The sequence below is a fragment of the Rhodococcus sp. MEB064 genome (assembly GCF_000834565.1).
Lineage (GTDB): Bacteria > Actinomycetota > Actinomycetes > Mycobacteriales > Mycobacteriaceae > Rhodococcoides.
Genome location: NZ_JXQS01000008.1, coordinates 251,412 through 269,175, shown reverse-complemented (window position 1 = coordinate 269,175; position 17,764 = coordinate 251,412). Strand labels below are relative to the sequence as shown.

Below are 17,764 nucleotides of genomic sequence, written 5' to 3'. Positions count from 1 at the left end.
GTTTGTTCCGGTGGGCGTTACTGGCGTACGTAGAGCCGGAGCGTGATGTACGAGGTGACCGTCGCCATCCCGACGCCGACGAGCAGCAGGATGGGCGAGACCAGGAGCACGTCACTGGTGGTGATCCGGGCCAGGATGTTGGCCTGGTACAGGTCGTCCAGGACCGAGTCGATGAACGCGGACTTCGCGGTGAACAGACCGGCGATGGCGAGGACGGCACCGACCAGCGACGCCACGATCGCCTCGAGCAGGAACGGCAGCTGCGTGTACCACCGTGTCGCGCCGACGAGTCGCATGATGCCGACCTCGGTTCGACGGGTGAAGGCGGCGATCTGCACCATGTTCGCGATAAGGAGGACCGCGGCGATCGCCTGGACCACGGCGACGGCGAAGGCCGCGTTGCGGACGCCGGCCAGCACACTGAACAGCCGGTCCACCAGTTCGCGCTGGTTCAGCACGCTCTGAACGCCGGGTCGAGCACCGAACTGGTCGTTGACCACGCCGAATCGTTCCGGATCGCTCAGCTTCACCTTGAACGACGCCGGGAAGCTCTCGGGCGAGACGAGCGACGCGAGCTCCGGCTGATCCTTGAACACACGGTCGGTCGCATCCGCGACGGCGTCCTCACGGTTGAGGTACTGGACGGACACCACGGAGGGCGTGGACTCGAGGTCGGATCGCAGGCCGGAGCAGATGCCCGAGGTGCAGTCCGGGTCGCTGGTGGAGATGTCGTCGGTCAGGAAGATCTGGACCTCGACGCGGTCCAGGAAGATCTGCTGCGTCTTGCCGGCCATCTGCACCACGAGCAAGCCGCCGCCGAACAGGCCGAGCGAGATGGCCGTCGTGAGAACCATCGCGATGGTCATGGTGATGTTGCGGCGCAGACCCGTCAGGACCTCACCGAGAAGAAAACTGGCGCGCACGTTCACATACTTTCGTCGAGACGGAATCGGACAGTGGCCCGGAAAGGTCGAAGGGGCCGGGAGCGGGAATCGATCAGCGACCGACTCCGTACACGCCCCGCGCCTCGTCGCGCACCACACGGCCGTTGTCCAATTCCACGACCCGACGGCGCATCGAATCGACGATGTGGTTGTCGTGGGTCGCCATCAGGATCGTGGTGCCGGTGCGGTTGATGCGCTCGAGCAGCAGCATGATGTCCTGGCTGGTGTCGGGGTCGAGATTGCCGGTCGGCTCGTCCGCCAGCAGCACCAGGGGACGGTTCACGAAGGCCCTCGCCACGGCGACGCGCTGCTGCTCACCACCGGACAGCTCCGTGGGGAGTCGATCCGCCTTGCCGGACAGTCCGACCAGTTCGAGGACCTCGGGAACGGTGCGCTCGATGACGTTGCGGGGCTTGCCGATCACCTCGAGGGCGAAGGCGACGTTCTCCGACACGGTCTTGTTCTGGAGCAGTCGGAAGTCCTGGAACACGCAGCCCATGCTCTGCCGGAGCTTCGGCACACGACGACCGGCGAGCTTGTTCACGTGGAAATCCGCGACCGTGATGTTGCCCGAGGTCGGCATCTCCTCGCGCAGGAGAAGCCTCATGAACGTCGACTTCCCCGACCCGGACGCACCGATCAGGAAGACGAACTCGCCCTTGTCGATGGATACGGTCACTTTGTCCAACGCTGGACGAGTCGACGACTTGTAGGACTTCGAGACGTTCTCCACGCTGATCACGGGTCGCCAGTGTAGCCGCGCGCCCCGACAGTGCCCCTACCGCGACGCGCGGGTCAGTTCGTTCCGGTCGGCAACGGCAAGCCCGGAATCGTCGGGAGCTGGAAGCCGGGTGCGCGCGTCGTCGTCGGCGCCACGCCGGTCGTCTGCTGCTGCCCGGACGGGACCGCGGCATCGTCACCCGGAGCAGTCGTGGTGACGGTGGGTGACGGTGTGGTCGTGCTCGGGAACACCGTCGTCGTCGGCGCGTAGGTCTGCTCCGGCTCCTCCGTCGGAGTGATCGACGTCGGGGTGGGCGGAACGTACACGGGCGAATTCTCGTTCTTCGTGGGATCGAAGCGCACGTTGTTCCACAGCACGAGCACCAGGAAGAAGACGACCACCATCACGACCGTCGTCGTCCGGAAGCCGCCGAGGATGCGCGCGGGAATCCGCGACATCCATCCAGGGCGCAGGCTTCGCCGCCATCCGACGTCCTGACCGGTGCCGGGTTCGTTCGAGGTCACTGCTCCCCTCCCACTGGTCGATCGGCGGACAGTTCGGGCGACACGGTGATGCCGTCGTTGCGCAGGGTGATCGCGATGCGGGCGCGCAACTCACGCCCCACCTCGAACTGCTTACCCGGAAGAGTGCGCGCCACGATGCGGAGGTTGACCTGGTCGACCTCGATGCTCTCGACGCCCATGACGGTCGGCTCGTCGAGCAGCAGTTCGGACAGTCGCCTGTCCTCGAAGGCGTCGACTCCGACGGATTTGAGCAGCTCCGTCACGCGGGACAGGTCGGCCGTCGGCGGGACCGGCACGTCGATGACGGCTCTCGCCCAGTCCTTGGACAGGTTGACCGCCTTGACGATCTGCCCGTTCGGGACGGTGATCACCTCACCCTCCGCCGACCGGACGCGCGTCACGCGGAGTGTGACGTCCTCGACGGTGCCGATGGCGTCCCCGGCCGTTCCGGTGATCGCGAGTTGCACCACGTCTCCGTAGCCGTACTGCCGCTCGGTGATGATGAAGAAGCCGGACAGGATGTCCTGCACGATGCGTTGCGCACCGAAGCCCAGCGCCGCACCGAGCACGGTGGCCGGAGCGACGAGGCTCGTGATGGGAAAGCCGAGTCGCTGCAGCACTCTGATCGCCACCAGCACGTAGATCATCGCGATGACGACCCAGGTCACGACCTGCGCGACCGAATGCCGATGCTTGGCCGCCTCGGTGCGGACCAGGGCGTCGGTCTGCTGGTAGGTGCGATCGATCCGGCCGGTGATCTTTCCGCCGGCCCATCCCACGGCCCGAGCGGCGAGCATGCCGCCGAGGATCCACAGGATGATCTCGAGGAAACTGTTCTGCAGCCAGAAGACGAAGTCGGGTGGTGCCAGTGAACCCACAGTGGTGTGCCTCGCCTGTTCCTACGACTCGTCGGTACGCATGCGCCAGCGGATGCCCGATTCGATGAATCCGTCGATGTCGCCGTCGAGCACCGCGGACGGGTTGTTGACCTCGTACTCGGTACGCAGATCCTTCACCATCTGGTAGGGGTGCAGCACGTACGAGCGCATCTGGTTTCCCCACGAGCTGCCGCCGTCGCCCTTGAGTGCATCCATCTCCGCGCGCTCTTCCTTGCGCTTGACCTCGAGGAGCTTGGCCTGCAGGACGCGCATCGCCGACACCTTGTTCTGCAGCTGCGACTTCTCGTTCTGGCAGGTGACGACGATGCCGGTCGGAATGTGGGTCAACCGGACAGCGGAGTCCGTGGTGTTGACCGACTGGCCGCCGGGTCCGGACGACCGGTAGACGTCGACGCGGATGTCGCCCTCGGGGATCTCGATGTGATCGGTTGTCTCCACGACGGGAAGCACCTCGACCTCGGCGAACGAGGTCTGACGGCGACCCTGGTTGTCGAACGGGCTGATGCGCACCAGGCGGTGCGTTCCCTGCTCGATGGAGAGGGTGCCGTAGCTGTACGGGGCCTTGACCGCGAACGTCGCGCTCTTGATCCCCGCCTCTTCCGCGTAGGACGTGTCGTAGACCTCGACTCCGTAACCGTGCTTCTCGGCCCACCGGATGTACATGCGCATGAGCATCTCGGCCCAGTCGGCGGCGTCGATGCCGCCGGCACCGGAGCGGATGTTGACCAGAGCGTCGCGCTTGTCGTACTCACCGGACAGCAAGGTGCGCACCTCCAGCAACTCGATGTCGGTGTGCAGCGAGATCCGTTCGGCATCGGCCTCGGCGTGAGCCTCGGTCGCCGCGTCGCCCTCTTCCGCCTCGGCCAGCTCGTAGAGGACCGGAAGGTCGTCGAGCCTCTGACGCAGCGCTTCGACGCGGCGGAGCTCGGTCTGCGCGTGCGACAACGCGCTGGTCACCTGCTGTGCGTGGTCCTGGTCGTTCCACAGTTCGGGGTCGGCAGCCTGGTGCTCGAGCTCGTCGATCCGACGGCGGAGTTCCTCGATGTCGAGCACCGACTCCACGGTCTTGAGGGTCGTGTCGAGTTCGGCGATGTCAGCGGATACGTCAGGATGCACGCGCCCGAGGTTACCGGCAACGGCCCGACGGCCTGTACCGCAGTAACGTCCCACCCCGTGACCGACCTCGCCGACGATCTCGCCCTCGCCCTCCGCCTTGCCGACGCCGCCGATGCCATCACCACCGCCAGGTTCCTGGCAGTGGATCTGCGCATCGAGGACAAGCCGGATCTGACCCCGGTCTCCGACGCCGACCTCGCTGTCGAGACCGAGGTCCGCCGCCTCCTGTCCGATGCTCGCCCGGCGGACGCGGTTCTCGGTGAGGAGTTCGGCGGCGACGCCGTTCTGTCGGGACGGCAGTGGGTGGTCGATCCCATCGACGGCACCAAGAGCTTCGTTCGCGGCGTTCCCATCTGGGCGACCTTGATCGCGTTGCTCGTCGACGGTGTACCCGTCGTGGGTGTCGTCAGTGCCCCGGCGTTGAAGAGGCGATGGTGGGCCGCCGACGGGCTGGGGGCACACGCGCGTTTCGACGACGGGGACGCACGAGCTCTGTCGGTGTCCTCCGTGGGCACGACAGGTTCGGCCAGCCTGGGCTTCTCCAGTCTTTCGGGGTGGAAGGACGCCGGGTTACGGGAGCAGTTCATCGATCTGACCGACGAGGTGTGGCGCATCCGCGGGTACGGCGACTTCCTCTCCTACTGCCTGGTGGCGGAAGGGTCGATCGATATCGCTGCCGAGCCCGAAGTATCACTGTGGGACCTGGCCCCTCTGGACATCCTCGTCCGCGAAGCAGGGGGACGTTTCACCGCGCTCGACGGAACTCCCGGGCCCCACGCCGGCAGCGCGGTCGCGACGAATTCACGCCTGCACGACGCGGTACTGGATCGACTGACGCGCCGAACCTACTCGACGGTAGACACGCAACTTACCGCCGAGTAAGATAGCAACCGTCCACGACCGAACACCGAGAAACAGCTGGTGATCATGACGAAGAACGACAGCGCTCCCACCACCAAGACAGAGACGTCTCGGCGCCCGGTGCGCGATACGTCCGCGGTCGGGCTCAACCCGATCAAGCGCGACGCCATCGGCACCGCCATGCGGGTTCTCACCAAGCTCTCGGGCTCCGATCTGGCCGAGAAGTACAACCTGCGCCAGACGATCGACCGGGTGACGTACGAGAGCACGAAGACCGGGTTCAAGACACTCGGCGCGGCGACGAGGACCTTCTCGAAGGTCTCCGGCACGGGCAAGCCCGCGCGGCTCCCCGAGGCGTCCACCAAGAACCTGGACTACTTCGACCTCACCCCGGACGACGAGCAGAAGATGATCGTCGAGACGGTGCTGGAGTTCGCCGAAGAGATCATGCGCCCGGCCGCACACGACGCCGACGAGGCCGCGGCCTCCCCCGGTGATCTGGTCACACGCGCCGCCGAGCTCGGCGTGACCCTGATCAACGTGCCCGAGCAGCTCGAAGGTGTGGCCAGCGAACGCGGCGCCGTCACCAACGCGCTCGTCGCGGAGGCCCTGGCCTTCGGCGACATGGGCCTCGCGCTGCCGATCCTCGCACCCAGTGGTGTCGCCGTGGCTCTCACTCAGTGGGGTACCGACGCGCAGCAGAAGACGTACCTCCCGTCGTTCACGGGCGAGAAGGTTCCCAGCGCTGCACTCGTGGTCAACGAGCCGCGTGCCCTGTTCGACCCCTTCGCGCTGCAGACCAAGGCCGTCCGCTCCCCCAGCGGCTACAAGCTGACCGGCGTCAAGAGCCTCGTGCCGTCTGCCGCTGCCTGCGAGTTGTTCATCGTCGCAGCGGAACTCGACGGACGCCCGGCACTCTTCATCGTCGAGTCGGACAGCAACGGCCTGTCGGTGGAGGCAGATCCCAGCATGGGACTGCGCGCCGCCGGCATCGGACGCCTGCACCTCGACGGAGTCGCGGTCCCCGAGGCCAACCTCCTCGGCGACGGTGATGCCGACTCGCACGCATCCGACTACGCCGACGCGATCCGCCTCGCACGTCTCGGATGGGCGTCGATGGCAGCCGGCACCTCGAAGGCAGTCCTGGACTACGTGGTCCCCTACGTCAACGACCGCACCGCATTCGGTGAGCCGATCAGCCATCGTCAGGCCGTCGCCTTCATGGTGGCCAACATCGCGATCGAGCTCGACGGACTGCGTCTGGTCGTCCAGCGAGGCGCATCGCGCGCCGAGCAGGGCCTCTCGTTCGCCCGTGAGGCATCGTTGGCCCATCGTCTGGCCACCGACAAGGGCATGCAGATCGGTCTCGACGGAGTCCAGTTGCTCGGTGGGCACGGATTCACCAAGGAGCACCCGGTCGAGCGCTGGTACCGCGACCTCCGAGCCGTCGGCGTCGCCGAGGGCATCGTCCTGATCTGATCCGACACCCACCCTTTCGATAGGAAATCTCATGATCAATCTCGAACTTCCTCGCAAGCTCAGGGCGTCGGTCAACCAGGCACACCAGGTCGCCGCCGAGATCATGCGACCCGTGTCGCGCAAGTACGACCTGGCCGAGCACGCCTACCCGGTCGAGCTGGACACGATGGCCGCCATGATCGAAGGCATGAGCGACGCCGGTGGCGAGATCGGCGGCGCCAAGGGCGGCCGCGCATCCGGCACCGACGGCCCCAAGCCGAGCAAGACCGCAAATGCCAACGGCGGTAACATGTCCGCACTGGTCAACGTCATCGAGACCTGCTGGGGCGACGTCGGTCTGACGCTGTCCATCCCGTACCAGGGTCTCGGCAACTCGGCCATCGCGGCCGTCGCCACGGACGAGCAGCTCGAGCGCTTCGGTAAGGTGTGGGCCTCGATGGCCATCACCGAGCCCAGCTTCGGCTCCGACTCGGCTGCTGTCAGCACCACCGCGGTGCTGGACGGAGACGAGTGGGTTCTCAACGGCGAGAAGATCTACGTCACCGCCGGCGAGCGCTCGACGCACATCGTCGTCTGGGCCACCGTCGACAAGAGCAAGGGCCGTGCGGCGATCAAGTCGTTCGTCGTCCCGCGTGACGCACCGGGCCTGTCCGTCGCTCGCCTCGAGCACAAGCTCGGCATCAAGGCGTCCGACACCGCAGCCCTGCTGCTGGACAACTGCCGCATTCCCAAGGACAACCTCCTCGGTTCGCCCGACGTGGACACGGACAAGGGATTCGCGGGCGTCATGCAGACGTTCGACAACACCCGCCCTCTGGTCGCCGGCATGGCTATCGGTGTCGCGCGCGCTGCTCTCGAAGAGCTCCGCACGATCCTGACCGACGCCGGCGTCGAGATCGACTACGACGCTGCGACCTACAACCAGTCCGCTGCCGCGGCGGAGTACATCCGTCTCGAGTCCGACTGGGAAGCCGCGTACCTGCTGGCTCTGCGTGCGGCATGGATGGCCGACAACAAGGAGCCCAACTCGCTCCAGGCGTCGATGTCCAAGGCCAAGGCCGGTCGCAGCGCGACCGACATCACGCTGAAGGCCGTCGAACTGGCCGGCACGCTGGGCTTCTCGGAGCACCTGCTGCTCGAGAAGTGGTCGCGCGACTCGAAGATCCTCGACATCTTCGAAGGCACGCAGCAGATCCAGCAGCTGATCGTCGCCCGACGCGTTCTGGGAAAGACGTCCGCACAGCTGAAGTGATCCACTGATCCATCGACAGGCCCGGCACCCGTGGTGCCGGGCCTGTCGTCGTCCGCGGCCACCGACGACCACGCTCTGGCAAGGTGGAGCGGGACGGAGCATGCATACGAGGAGGACAACGATGTCGGACTGGGCGAAGAAGATGGAAGACAAGGCCAAGGGCCTCGTCGCGGAGGCGGAGGTGGGTCTCACCCACCTCGAGGGTGCAGACGCCGTCGATCTCGACGAGACGGACGGATCAGAGGGCAGTACGGATGCCGGCGGCGACGTCGACGAGAACGACGCACCGAGCACGGGCATGACATCGGCGGATCCCGACATCTCCCACTAGGCCTATCGCTGGGGCCTCGCGCCGTCCCGTCGGGGCGGCGCGGGCAGTCCCTTCATCGGCTGCCCTGGACGCAAAGCAAGAGGCCCGACAGTCTGTGACTGTCGGGCCTCTCATGGTGGTAGCGGGGACAGGATTTGAACCTGCGACCTCTGGGTTATGAGCCCAGCGAGCTACCGAGCTGCTCCACCCCGCGTCGGCGTCAGGAGGCTTTCGACTCCGTCTGCGTGGCAAGCTGTACTGCGTTCTTGCTGAACAAGAAGTTACCGGACGGCATCGGCCAATTGCAAATCGCCTGCTGAGCAACGACATCGACCGCTTTCGAGGGGTATCGAGGTGACCGGGGTCTCATTTCCGCGGTGTTCCCCCTCACATAACGAAGCGGTCACGAAGTGAACACAGACGGGTACATATCAACCGTGACCTGCGGAGATCTCACAAAACCGCCCAGATGACGGGTTCGCACCTCACATATCGGCCAGGTGACGCGTCGTGATCGTTCCGTTACCGTCGCGCTCGGCCCACAACAAGGGCCAGGCCGACCCGCCGCTGGATTCTTCTGCCCCGCGGGATCGGAGACCCGAATCGACGGGGGCAGGGACAGAGCGGACCACGCAGGCTGCACATGCCTGCGCGCTCATGTCGACCAGCGCGGAGAGGATCTACCCCGCATGACCACTGCACGTAACTTCACCACCCGCGCACTCGGATGGGCCGCCGTCACCGGCGCGGTCGTCGCAGCACCACTCGTCCTCAGCGCAGGCACCGCCTCCGCAGCGCCCGCCCACAACTGGGACGGCGTCGCACAGTGCGAGAGCGGCGGCAACTGGGGAATCAACACCGGCAACGGCTACTACGGTGGCCTGCAGTTCTCGCAGAGCACCTGGGCAGCCAACGGTGGCTCCGGCACCGCATCCAACGCCTCCAAGGCCGAGCAGGTCCGCGTCGCCGAGAACGTCCTGGCGACCCAGGGTGTCGGCGCGTGGCCCGTCTGCGGCCAGTACCTCTCGTCCGGCACCACGTCGGCCGCCGAGGCGCCTGCACCGGCCCCCGCTCCCGCGCCTGCTGCACCCGCCGCACCGGCGCCGGTCCAGTCGGTCGTCGAGCAGGGCGCAGCCCTGGCAAACCAGTACGGCGTCGGCCAGCAGTTCCAGGACTTCGTGGCCGCCAACTCCGGCGTGCTCGCGGCACTCCCGCAGTAGCACCACCCAGCATCGCCGTAAGCGGGCGCACCCCATCGGGTGCGCCCGCTTTCGTCGTGCTGTGGGTGGTGTGGTGCTGCACGGGGTGTGCGCACCTCTTGTGGTGACCGCACACCCCTGGCGGCCGACTGAAGAGGGTGTGCGGTCACCACACGGGGTGTGCACTGGGCCAGGGCCACGGCGTCGCGTGCTGCCCGCGCCTGCGCACTGGTGCTGCACGGGGTGCGCACACCCTCAGCATGAACCGCACACCCCCAGCAGCCGACTAAAGAGGGGTGCGGTCACCACACGGGGTGTGCACTGGGCCAGGGTCACGGCGCCGCGTGCTGCTCGCGCCTGCGCACCGGTGCTGCACGGGGTGCGCACACCCTCAGCGCGAACCGCACACCCCCAGCAGCCGACTGGAAAGGGTGTGCAGTCACCACAACGGGTGTGCACTCGGCCAGGCCACAGTGACGCAGGCTGCTGGCGCCCAGGCGGCGGTGCTGTTCGCGCCTGCGCACCCGTGCTGAAACGGGTGCACACACCCCATCTGCGAACCGCACACGCTTTGCGGCCGACTGGAGAGGGTGTGCAGTCACCACAACGGGTGTGCGCTGGGCCGGGCCACGGCGCGCGTGTTGCTCGCACCGGTGCTGCACGGGGTGCGCACACCATCAATGCGAACCGCACACCCCCAGCAGCCGGCTATAGAGGGTGTGCGGTCACCACACGGGGTGTGCGCTGGGCCCCCGGCCACAGCGACCCATGCTGCTCGCGCCCCGCACCCGCGTGCTGCACGGGGTGTACACACCCTCGGCATGAACCGAACACCCCCAGCAGCCGACTGAAAAGGGTGTGCGCCCACCAGAAGGGGTGTGCGCTCCCCAGGCAGCAGCGGTGCATCTCGTCGAACCACTACCCACCCGCGCTGCACGGGGTGCGGACACCCTTAACGCGAACCGCACACCCCCAGCAGCCCACTGCAGAGGGTGTGCGGTCACCACACCGGGTGCACACACAGCCGAGCCACCACACAGCAACGCCCCGCCCTCGTGAGTCGAGGGCGGGGCGTTGCTAAAGCAGGGGCGGTTATCCGCCGGTGCTGTTGTACTGGTCGATCGCACGCTGCAGGTTGTCGAACGCCGTGCCCAGCTGAGCGAAGTCGCCCGACTGCTGGGCCGTACGCACGGCGGCGAGAGCACTGTTCAGATTGGTCACCGCTGCATTCCTGTCGGCAGGTGCAGGCTGGGCCGGGGTGGTCGGCGCCGGAGTCGTCGAACCCTCGGTGGGCGCCGGGGTGGTCTGCGTCGACCCGTTGTCGGGCTGAGGCTCCGTAGCTTCACCACCGGGTGCTGTGGCCACCGAACCCGTGCCGGTGTCGAACACCTGCGTCAGCGCTCCAGCCAGCGTGGCCGAATATCCGACGCGCACACCGCCTCCCGCACCCGGCTCGCGATAGCTCACGAGGACGCGGGACAACTGCGGGAACGTCGAGGTGTTCGTCGTGTTGCGCTCGGTGTAGAGCGGCTCGACGTACAGGATCCCGCCGTTGGCGATGGGCAACGTCAGCAGGTTGCCGTACTGGATGCGGTTCGACTGCTGCAGCAGGGTTCTGTCCGACGCCACGCGCGTGTCGGACGTCATCGAGTTCTGCGCCTGCTGGGGGCCCTGGGTCTGCGTCGCCGTGGGCAATTGCAGAACCGTGAACTGGCCGTAGTTCTCCGGATCCGACCGCACGGAGATGTACGCGGACAACAGCTCTCGGTTGAAGCCCACCATGGCGCTGGTCAGCCTGAACGACGGTTGCCCGGTGTCCGGATCACCGATCAGCACGTAGTACGGAGGCTGGTTCAGGTTGGTTCCACCCTCGACGGTCGGGTCGCTGGGAACGGACCAGAACGCGTTGTTGGTGAAGAACTCTCCGGGATCGTTGACGTGGTACTTGGCCAACATCTCGCGCTGGACCTTGAACAGGTCCTCGGGGTAACGGAAGTGCTGACGCAATTCGTCGCTGATGGCCGACTCGGGCTGCACGGCACCCGGGAAAGCGCCCATCCACGCGGCGAGGACCGGATCGTTGTCGTCGACCTGGTAGAGGTTCACCGAGCCGTCGTACGCGTCGACCGTCGCCTTGACCGAGTTGCGAATGTACGACACCTCGTCACGCGGGAGGAGCCGACCGGTGTTGGCGTCGACACTGTCCTGCACGAGGCCCTCGAGCGAACTGCGCTGCGCGTAGGGGTACTGGTCGAGCGTGGTGTACGCGTCCACGATCCAGACGATCTTTCCGCCGACCACCGCCGGGTAGGAGTTGCCGTCCGCAGTCAGCCACGGAGCGACCTTCTGGACGCGCTCACGCGGATCGCGGTTGAAGATGATCTTCGAATCGTCGCCGATGGCACCCGAGAACAGGATGTTGCGCTCGGTGTACTTCGCTGCGAATGCCAGTCGATTGAACCAGTTGCCGATGCCGACACCACCCGAGCCGGTGTAGGTGTAGCGCGAACTGTCGGTGTCGTACTCGCGACCACCCTGGTCCTGCCCACCGCCCACGATGGCGTAGTCGGGATTGGACGACGCGATGACCTCGCCGTAGTAGATGCGGGGCTGCTCGACGGGGATGACCTGGTCGGCCGCTGCCTGCGACGCGAGGTCGCTGACCGTGTAGATCGGGTACCCCGAGTTGCTGTTCGACTCGGTGTCGGTGCCCTCCTGCACAGCCGCGTTGACGCGGTTGGCCGGTGCGGCGACGAACCCGTTGCCGTGCGTGTACACGGTGTGGCGGTTGATCCAGTCGGTCTGGTTGCCGGTCAGGCTGTTCGGCGACAGCTCACGAGCCGCGACGATGTAGTCCTGCAACTGTCCGTCGATCTCGTAGCGGTCGACGTCCAGCGTCGCCGGGAACCCGTAGAAGTTCTTCAGCTGCTGCTGCTGGGTGAAGGTGCGCGAGAGAACGTTCGGGTCCAGCAGACGAGTGTTGGCGATAGTCGTCTGGTCCGCCGGGACATCGCGGGGCGATGCGGTCCCGTCTCCCGAGTAGTCCTCGTACGTCACCGTGTCGTCGGTGATGCCGTAGGCGGCTCGCGTCGCCTCGATGTTCCGCTCGATGTACGTCCGCTCCTTGTCGGCAGCGTTGGGGCGCACCGAGAACTGCTCGACGACCAGCGGCCAGACGGCGCCGACCAGGATGGAGGACAGGACCAGCAACGCGGTCGCGAGAGCGGGAATGCGGAGGTCGCGCAGGAAGATCGCCGCGAAGAACGCACCCGCACAGATGACGGCGATGGCGAGGAGGATCAGCTTCGCCGGCAGAACGGCGTTGATGTCGGTGAAGCCGGGACCCGTGAACGTGGGTTCCTTACGACTACTCGACAGCAACGCGTACCGGTCGAACCAGTACGCCACGGCCTTCAGGACGACGAACGTGCCTGCGAGGACGGCGAGTTCGATGCGCGCCGAGCGCGTCAGCGCACCTTCGCGGCCGCTGAGACGCAGGCCGCCGAAGATGTAGTGCGTCACCAGAGCGGCGAAGAACGCCAGGACTACGGCCACGAACAACCAGTTCAGGATGGAGCGGTAGAACGGAAGGTCGAAGGCGTAGAAGCCCACATCGAGCCCGAACTGCGGGTCCTGCACCCCGAACGAACCACCGTGCAGGAACATCTGCACGGTGACCCAGTTGCCCTGTGCGACAAGGCCGGACAGCAAACCGACGACGACCGGGATGCCGATGCCGAAGATCCGCAGCCGCGTCATCACCGTCGTGCGGTAACGGGCGATCGGGTCGTTGGGTCCTGCGGTGGGGACGAACACCGGACGCGACCGGTACGCCACGGTCAGGGCGGCGAACACCGTGCCGCCGACGATCACCGCGACCACGAGGAACGTGATCGACCTGGTCAGCAGAACCGTCGTGAAGACGTTCCGGAAGCCGACCTCTCCGAACCAGAGCCAGTCCGTGTAGGTGTCCACCAGCCGCGGGCCGATGAGCAACAACGCGGCGAGTACCAGCGCCAGGACCAGCAGAGTTCGACTTCGCCTCGACAACGACGGTAAGCCGGTCGGTTGCCTCATACCCACGTGCCACACTCCATGTTTCCCGCGCGTTCGCCCCGTGACACCACCGTGACGACATCGCATGTCCGTTTTCGACCACTGTACGTATGCCGCGGACGAAGACTGTCCGAGCCGTGGCGACGACCATGACTCTAGCGGTCGGTGCAAGGATGGACGCGTGAGCGGAAACAGGTATGCATCGTGACCGAAAGCGAGTGGTTCGACCCCGAATCGGGTGACGCACAGGCCGAACGTGCCCTCGTGCGCAGTGTGCGAGAAGTCGTCGACTACGTCGATGCCGGCGGGTGGGACCAGCGACCGCAGCTGTTCGCGCTCGTCCCGACGGCCGAGCTGGCCGCCGCCGAGCCCAGCCTGCTCGACCAGCTCGAGGACGGCACCGAACTCACCCCCGTTGCGCAGGAGCGCCTCCCGGCGGATGTGGCCGGCGGGTCGCACGCTCTCGACGAGTTCCTGGGGACGACGACATGGCCTGCCTCCGTGGCGGGGTGCGCTCTCGTCCAGGAGATCGTCGTGCTGCCCCCGGACGCCGAGTCCGACCTCGACAGCGCGCTCGCGCCGTTGCTCGCGGACCGTGACGCAGCGGATCAGGCAGCACGACTGGCTGCCGAGGAGCATCCCGAGCGCCGGGACGGACGCCTCATCGTCGCTGTCCTGCGGGACGGGCCGTCGATAGCTCTGCTGCAGTTACGTCCCGACGAGGAGGACGACGGCTTCGGTGATCCTCCGGAACTGTTGACCTACGAGAACCTCGCCCCCAACGTCATCGCGGCTCTGCACGCCACCCTCGACGCCGTCGAGGACGACGACTTCTGACGGTCAGGAGCAACTCGGCGCATCGCCGCCGGACGTCAGCGAGTCGAGCGAGTCGATGGCGTCGTCGAGGCTGGTCACGCGGACCAGTCGCAGACCGTCGGGGGCGCGAGTCAGCGCTTCGGCGCAGTTGTCGGCGGGGACCAGGAAGATTGTCGCGCCGGCCTCCCGTGCAGCGACCAGCTTGTACGGGATACCGCCGATGGGTCCGACTTCTCCGTCAGCGTCGATGGTGCCGGTGCCGGCGACGAACTGTCCTCCGCTGAGGTCACCCGGACCGAGCTTGTCGACGACGGCCAGCGAGAACATCAGGCCTGCCGACGGGCCGCCCACGTCGGCCAGGTTGAACTGGACCGTGAACGGCACATCGGGGGTCTCTTCCGGCGTGATGCCCAGGTACCCGCGCTGTGCATCGTCCGGCCTGGCCGCGACCGTCACGGACTCCGTGGCGGGAGTCCCGTCTCGGGTCACGTCGATCGACACCGCCTCGCCCGGTGTGGCGGCCCCGACTGCCTTCTGGACGTCGGCCACGGTGGAGACAGGAGTGCCGTCGATCGCCGTGATGCGGTCACCCTCCTGCAGGATGCCGGTCGCCGGACCGTCGTCACCCACCTGCGAGACGGACAGGGATGTCGGGAGGCCCAGGTGGTTCAGTGCGGCAAGTTCGGCGCTGTCCTCCGACTGTGCGAAATCGGCCTGATTCGCGCTCTCGACGTCCTCCCGGCTCTGATCGGGAGGGTAGATCTGGTCGCGCGGAACGAGACCCTGACGGCCGCTGAGCCACAGGCCCAGCGCGTCGAACACGGTCAGTTCGTCCCGGACCGCGACGGTCGTCATGTTCAAGTTGCCGGAGGGCTCGTCGACACCCGTCCCGCCGACATCACCCTCGATGTCGACGACCGGCTTCCCGTCCACCTCGCCGAGGGTGTTGAACGTGGGGCCCGGGCCCAGGGCGGCGAACGGCACCGTGACAGCGGATCCGAGGACACCGAGCACGAGTACCGGGAGCAGTGCGACCAGCAGCGTCGCGATCCGTCGATTCACGTCACCACACTAGAGAACGGCTCGGACATCACCGTCACGGTGTTCGCGCTCGGCGCACCGCGCGACCCTGTAGAACCACTGCCGGGCTTGTACCGTTGAGGCATGAGTAACAGCCCTTTCGGATTCTCCAACTCCGACGACGACCCCGACAAGGACAAGGGGTCCGGTGGCGGTCCCGGTACGCCCGGGGGCGGTGGGGGCGCGTTCGGATTCGGCGCGGAAGGCTTCGACCCGGCCGCGCTGGGCCAGATGTTCACGCAGATGGGGCAGATGTTCAGCGGCATGGGGACCGGTGGCGCGAGCGGCCCCGTGAACTACGACGTCGCCCGCAAGCTGGCACTGCAGCAGATCGGATCCAGCACGCCCGTTCGTGAGGGGTCCCGGACCGCCATCGTCGACGCTGCTCACCTGGCCGAGCAGTGGCTGAACGAGGCGACCATCCTCCCGGCCGGCGCGAAGCGCACCGAGGCATGGACGCCCGAGGAGTGGCTGACCAACACTCTGGACACTTGGAAGCGGTTGTGCGACCCGGTCGCCGAGCAGATCTCCGGCATGTGGACGTCCGCGCTGCCGCCGGAAGCTCAGCAGATGGTCGGCCCGATGATCGGCATGCTCGGTCAGATGGGCGGGATGGCCTTCGGTTCGCAGCTGGGGCAGGCGCTGGGCCAGCTGGCGAAAGAGGTGTTGACCTCGACCGACATCGGGCTCCCGCTCGGACCGTCCGACACCGCCGCGCTTCTCCCGTCGGCCGTGGCCGCGTTCAGCGAGGGCACCGAGCTCCCCGAACGCGAGGTCGTGGTCTTCCTCGCCGCCCGCGAGGTGGCTCACCACCGTCTGTACTCCCACGTGCCGTGGCTGCGCCAGCGCGTCCTCGCCACCGTCGAGGAATACGCGCGCGGCATCCGCATGGACTTCGGTGCCATCGAGGACGCTGCCCGCGGTATCGATCCGTCGGCACTCACCGATCCCAGCCAGCTGGAGAAGATCCTTCAGCAAGGTGCATTCGAGCCGCAGACCACGCCCGAACAGAAAGCCGCACTGGAACGTCTCGAGACGTTGCTGGCGCTCGTCGAGGGATGGGTCGACACAGTCGTCACCTCTGCCCTCGGGGAGCGTCTTCCCGGCGCATCCGCGCTGTCGGAGACGATGCGGCGCCGCCGTGCATCCGGCGGTCCCGCCGAGCAGACGTTCGCCACCCTCGTCGGACTCGAGCTGCGTCCCCGCAAGGTACGCGAGGCGTCGAATTTGTGGCGCACGCTGACCGAAACCGCGGGCATCGAGGGCCGCGACGGCGTGTGGGCACACCCCGACCTGCTTCCCGACGCCTCGGACCTCGACGAGCCCTCGTCGTTCGTCGACCGGATGGTCGGCGGCGACACCGGAACGTTCGACGATCCCATCGCCCAGCTCGAGGAGTTCGAGCGCAAGCGTGCTGCCGAGGAGGCCGAGGGCGGCGACGAGAACGGGCCCGCGCCGGCCTGATGTCCCGACCTGGCCTTTCCGAGTTCACGGACCCGGGAAGGCCAGGTCACAGGGTTGCAGCCTGTGGATAACGTCGTCCGTCCGGGACGCACCGACCGAGCCTGCCTGTCATCATCAGGTCCATGACCGATGCTGTGGCCGAACCAGACTCGTCACCCGCGCCCGAGACGGTGACAGCACGAGCGCGCCGGGACGGTGTGCCGTTCGTGAACGACTCCCTGACATTGCTCCCTAGACGGGACGGGACGCTGCAGGTCGGATGGCATCCCGATGCACGTTTCGTGCTGGAGCCACCCGCCGGAGTGAGCGCGTCGGTCATGGCGTCCGTGCTGCGATCCATGGACGGACGCCGGTCGATTCCGGAGATCTACTGGTCTGCGTCCGAACTCGGCGTGGATGCGTCCGTGTTGACCGAGATCCTGGCGGAGCTCGAGAGGTTCGGCATCGTGGAACGTCGGCGTCCGTCGCCGACCCGCATCGCGGCCGTCCTGGTCCTGGGCCGCGGTCCACTTGCCGACGCCGTCGCGATAGGCCTGTCATCTGGTTGCAGGGTTGCTCGACGGCACGTGACACTCCCCCGCGACCATGCCGAGTTCGACTGCGTCGTCGTCGCCGATTCGGTGGTGTGCGCCCCGGAAGTCGCCCGGGCATTGATGACGTACGAGATCGCTCACCTACCTGTCCGATCACGCGACGGAACCGGCGTCGTCGGACCGCTCGTCCTTCCGGGCCACACGCCGTGCCTGGAATGCGTCGAGTTGACCCGCTGCGACTACGACCGCGAGTGGCCTCACCTGGCAGCGCAACTGCTCGGCAGCATCGGGTCGGCATCGGGCCCGACCGTCACGGCGACGGCAGCCTTCGCCGCAGCACAGGTGATGCAATTCACGGAAGCTCATGCGGAATCCCCCGCGCCCGCGACGATCGGCCACAGCATCGAGGTGGACACCCGGGCGGCGACGACCCGTCGACGCCGGTGGACGAGGCACCCACTGTGCAGTTGCGGACGACGGTGAGAGGCCGAATCCGATGTGAGGTGTCAC

General features: G+C 66.9%; 15 protein-coding genes and 1 tRNA gene. 8 read left to right on the top strand and 8 right to left on the bottom strand.

Annotated features, from left to right (window positions below; all coding sequences use genetic code 11):
• Positions 1–17 precede the first annotated feature (17 nt).
• From ftsX to prfB, 5 genes are all read right to left on the bottom strand, one after another.
• The gene (gene ftsX, locus RU01_RS04495) at positions 18–923 is read right to left on the bottom strand and encodes a permease-like cell division protein FtsX (protein ID WP_042573400.1); all 906 of its coding nucleotides are present in this window, start codon (positions 921–923) and stop codon (positions 18–20) included.
• 73 nt (positions 924–996) lie between these two features.
• Complete coding sequence (gene ftsE / locus RU01_RS04490; protein ID WP_042573275.1) at positions 997–1,686, bottom strand: cell division ATP-binding protein FtsE; 690 nt, start codon at positions 1,684–1,686, stop codon at positions 997–999.
• Positions 1,687–1,739: 53 nt separating this feature from the next.
• Complete coding sequence (locus RU01_RS04485; RefSeq protein ID WP_042573274.1) at positions 1,740–2,189, bottom strand: hypothetical protein; 450 nt, start codon at positions 2,187–2,189, stop codon at positions 1,740–1,742.
• Positions 2,186–2,986 (bottom strand): mechanosensitive ion channel family protein, encoded by an 801-nt coding sequence (locus RU01_RS04480; protein ID WP_082042899.1) that lies wholly within the window; start codon positions 2,984–2,986, stop codon positions 2,186–2,188. Before RU01_RS04480 ends, RU01_RS04485 begins: the two co-directional genes overlap by 4 nt.
• Before the next feature lie 102 nt (positions 2,987–3,088).
• On the bottom strand, positions 3,089–4,204 hold the full coding sequence (gene prfB / locus RU01_RS04475; protein ID WP_042573272.1) for a peptide chain release factor 2: 1,116 nt from the start codon (positions 4,202–4,204) through the stop codon (positions 3,089–3,091).
• A 57-nt stretch (positions 4,205–4,261) separates the two neighbouring features.
• Between prfB and RU01_RS04470 the strand changes: the two genes are divergently transcribed.
• The 4 genes from RU01_RS04470 (at position 4,262) to RU01_RS04455 (ending at position 8,127) form a co-directional block, all read left to right on the top strand.
• Positions 4,262–5,086: an inositol monophosphatase family protein gene (locus RU01_RS04470; protein ID WP_042573271.1), complete on the top strand. Its 825-nt coding sequence runs from the start codon at positions 4,262–4,264 to the stop codon at positions 5,084–5,086.
• A gap of 45 nt (positions 5,087–5,131) precedes the next feature.
• A complete protein-coding gene (locus RU01_RS04465; RefSeq protein ID WP_442970443.1) occupies positions 5,132–6,544 on the top strand; it encodes an acyl-CoA dehydrogenase family protein in 1,413 nt (470 codons plus the stop codon).
• Positions 6,545–6,575: 31 nt separating this feature from the next.
• The gene (locus RU01_RS04460) at positions 6,576–7,796 is read left to right on the top strand and encodes an acyl-CoA dehydrogenase family protein (protein WP_042573269.1); all 1,221 of its coding nucleotides are present in this window, start codon (positions 6,576–6,578) and stop codon (positions 7,794–7,796) included.
• Positions 7,797–7,917: 121 nt separating this feature from the next.
• Positions 7,918–8,127 carry a hypothetical protein gene (locus tag RU01_RS04455; RefSeq protein WP_042573268.1) on the top strand — a complete coding sequence of 70 codons (210 nt, stop codon included), beginning with the start codon at positions 7,918–7,920 and terminating at the stop codon, positions 8,125–8,127.
• Between the two features lie 116 nt (positions 8,128–8,243).
• On the opposite strand, the gene RU01_RS04450 is transcribed toward RU01_RS04455, so the two are convergent.
• A tRNA-Met gene (locus RU01_RS04450) sits at positions 8,244–8,320 on the bottom strand.
• Positions 8,321–8,795: 475 nt separating this feature from the next.
• Here RU01_RS04450 and RU01_RS04445 point away from each other — a divergent pair.
• Entirely contained in the window at positions 8,796–9,326 is a 531-nt protein-coding gene (locus RU01_RS04445; RefSeq protein WP_042573267.1) for a transglycosylase family protein, read from the top strand.
• 1,071 nt (positions 9,327–10,397) lie between these two features.
• Here RU01_RS04445 and RU01_RS04440 read toward each other — a convergent pair.
• Positions 10,398–13,388, bottom strand: a complete 2,991-nt coding sequence (locus RU01_RS04440) for a UPF0182 family protein (protein ID WP_197074682.1) — start codon at positions 13,386–13,388, stop codon at positions 10,398–10,400.
• A gap of 177 nt (positions 13,389–13,565) precedes the next feature.
• Here RU01_RS04440 and RU01_RS04435 point away from each other — a divergent pair, with 177 nt between their 5' ends.
• Positions 13,566–14,198 carry a PPA1309 family protein gene (locus RU01_RS04435; RefSeq protein ID WP_231568593.1) on the top strand — a complete coding sequence of 211 codons (633 nt, stop codon included), beginning with the start codon at positions 13,566–13,568 and terminating at the stop codon, positions 14,196–14,198.
• A 3-nt stretch (positions 14,199–14,201) separates the two neighbouring features.
• On the opposite strand, the gene RU01_RS04430 is transcribed toward RU01_RS04435, so the two are convergent.
• Positions 14,202–15,239 (bottom strand): YlbL family protein, encoded by a 1,038-nt coding sequence (locus RU01_RS04430; protein ID WP_042573266.1) that lies wholly within the window; start codon positions 15,237–15,239, stop codon positions 14,202–14,204.
• Between the two features lie 102 nt (positions 15,240–15,341).
• On the opposite strand from RU01_RS04430, the gene RU01_RS04425 reads away from it, so the two are divergent.
• Together RU01_RS04425 and RU01_RS04420 are read left to right on the top strand one after the other, a co-directional pair.
• Positions 15,342–16,721: a zinc-dependent metalloprotease gene (locus RU01_RS04425; RefSeq protein ID WP_042573265.1), complete on the top strand. Its 1,380-nt coding sequence runs from the start codon at positions 15,342–15,344 to the stop codon at positions 16,719–16,721.
• A gap of 122 nt (positions 16,722–16,843) precedes the next feature.
• Positions 16,844–17,737, top strand: a complete 894-nt coding sequence (locus tag RU01_RS04420) for a TOMM precursor leader peptide-binding protein (protein ID WP_052493115.1) — start codon at positions 16,844–16,846, stop codon at positions 17,735–17,737.
• Positions 17,738–17,764: the final 27 nt, after the last annotated feature.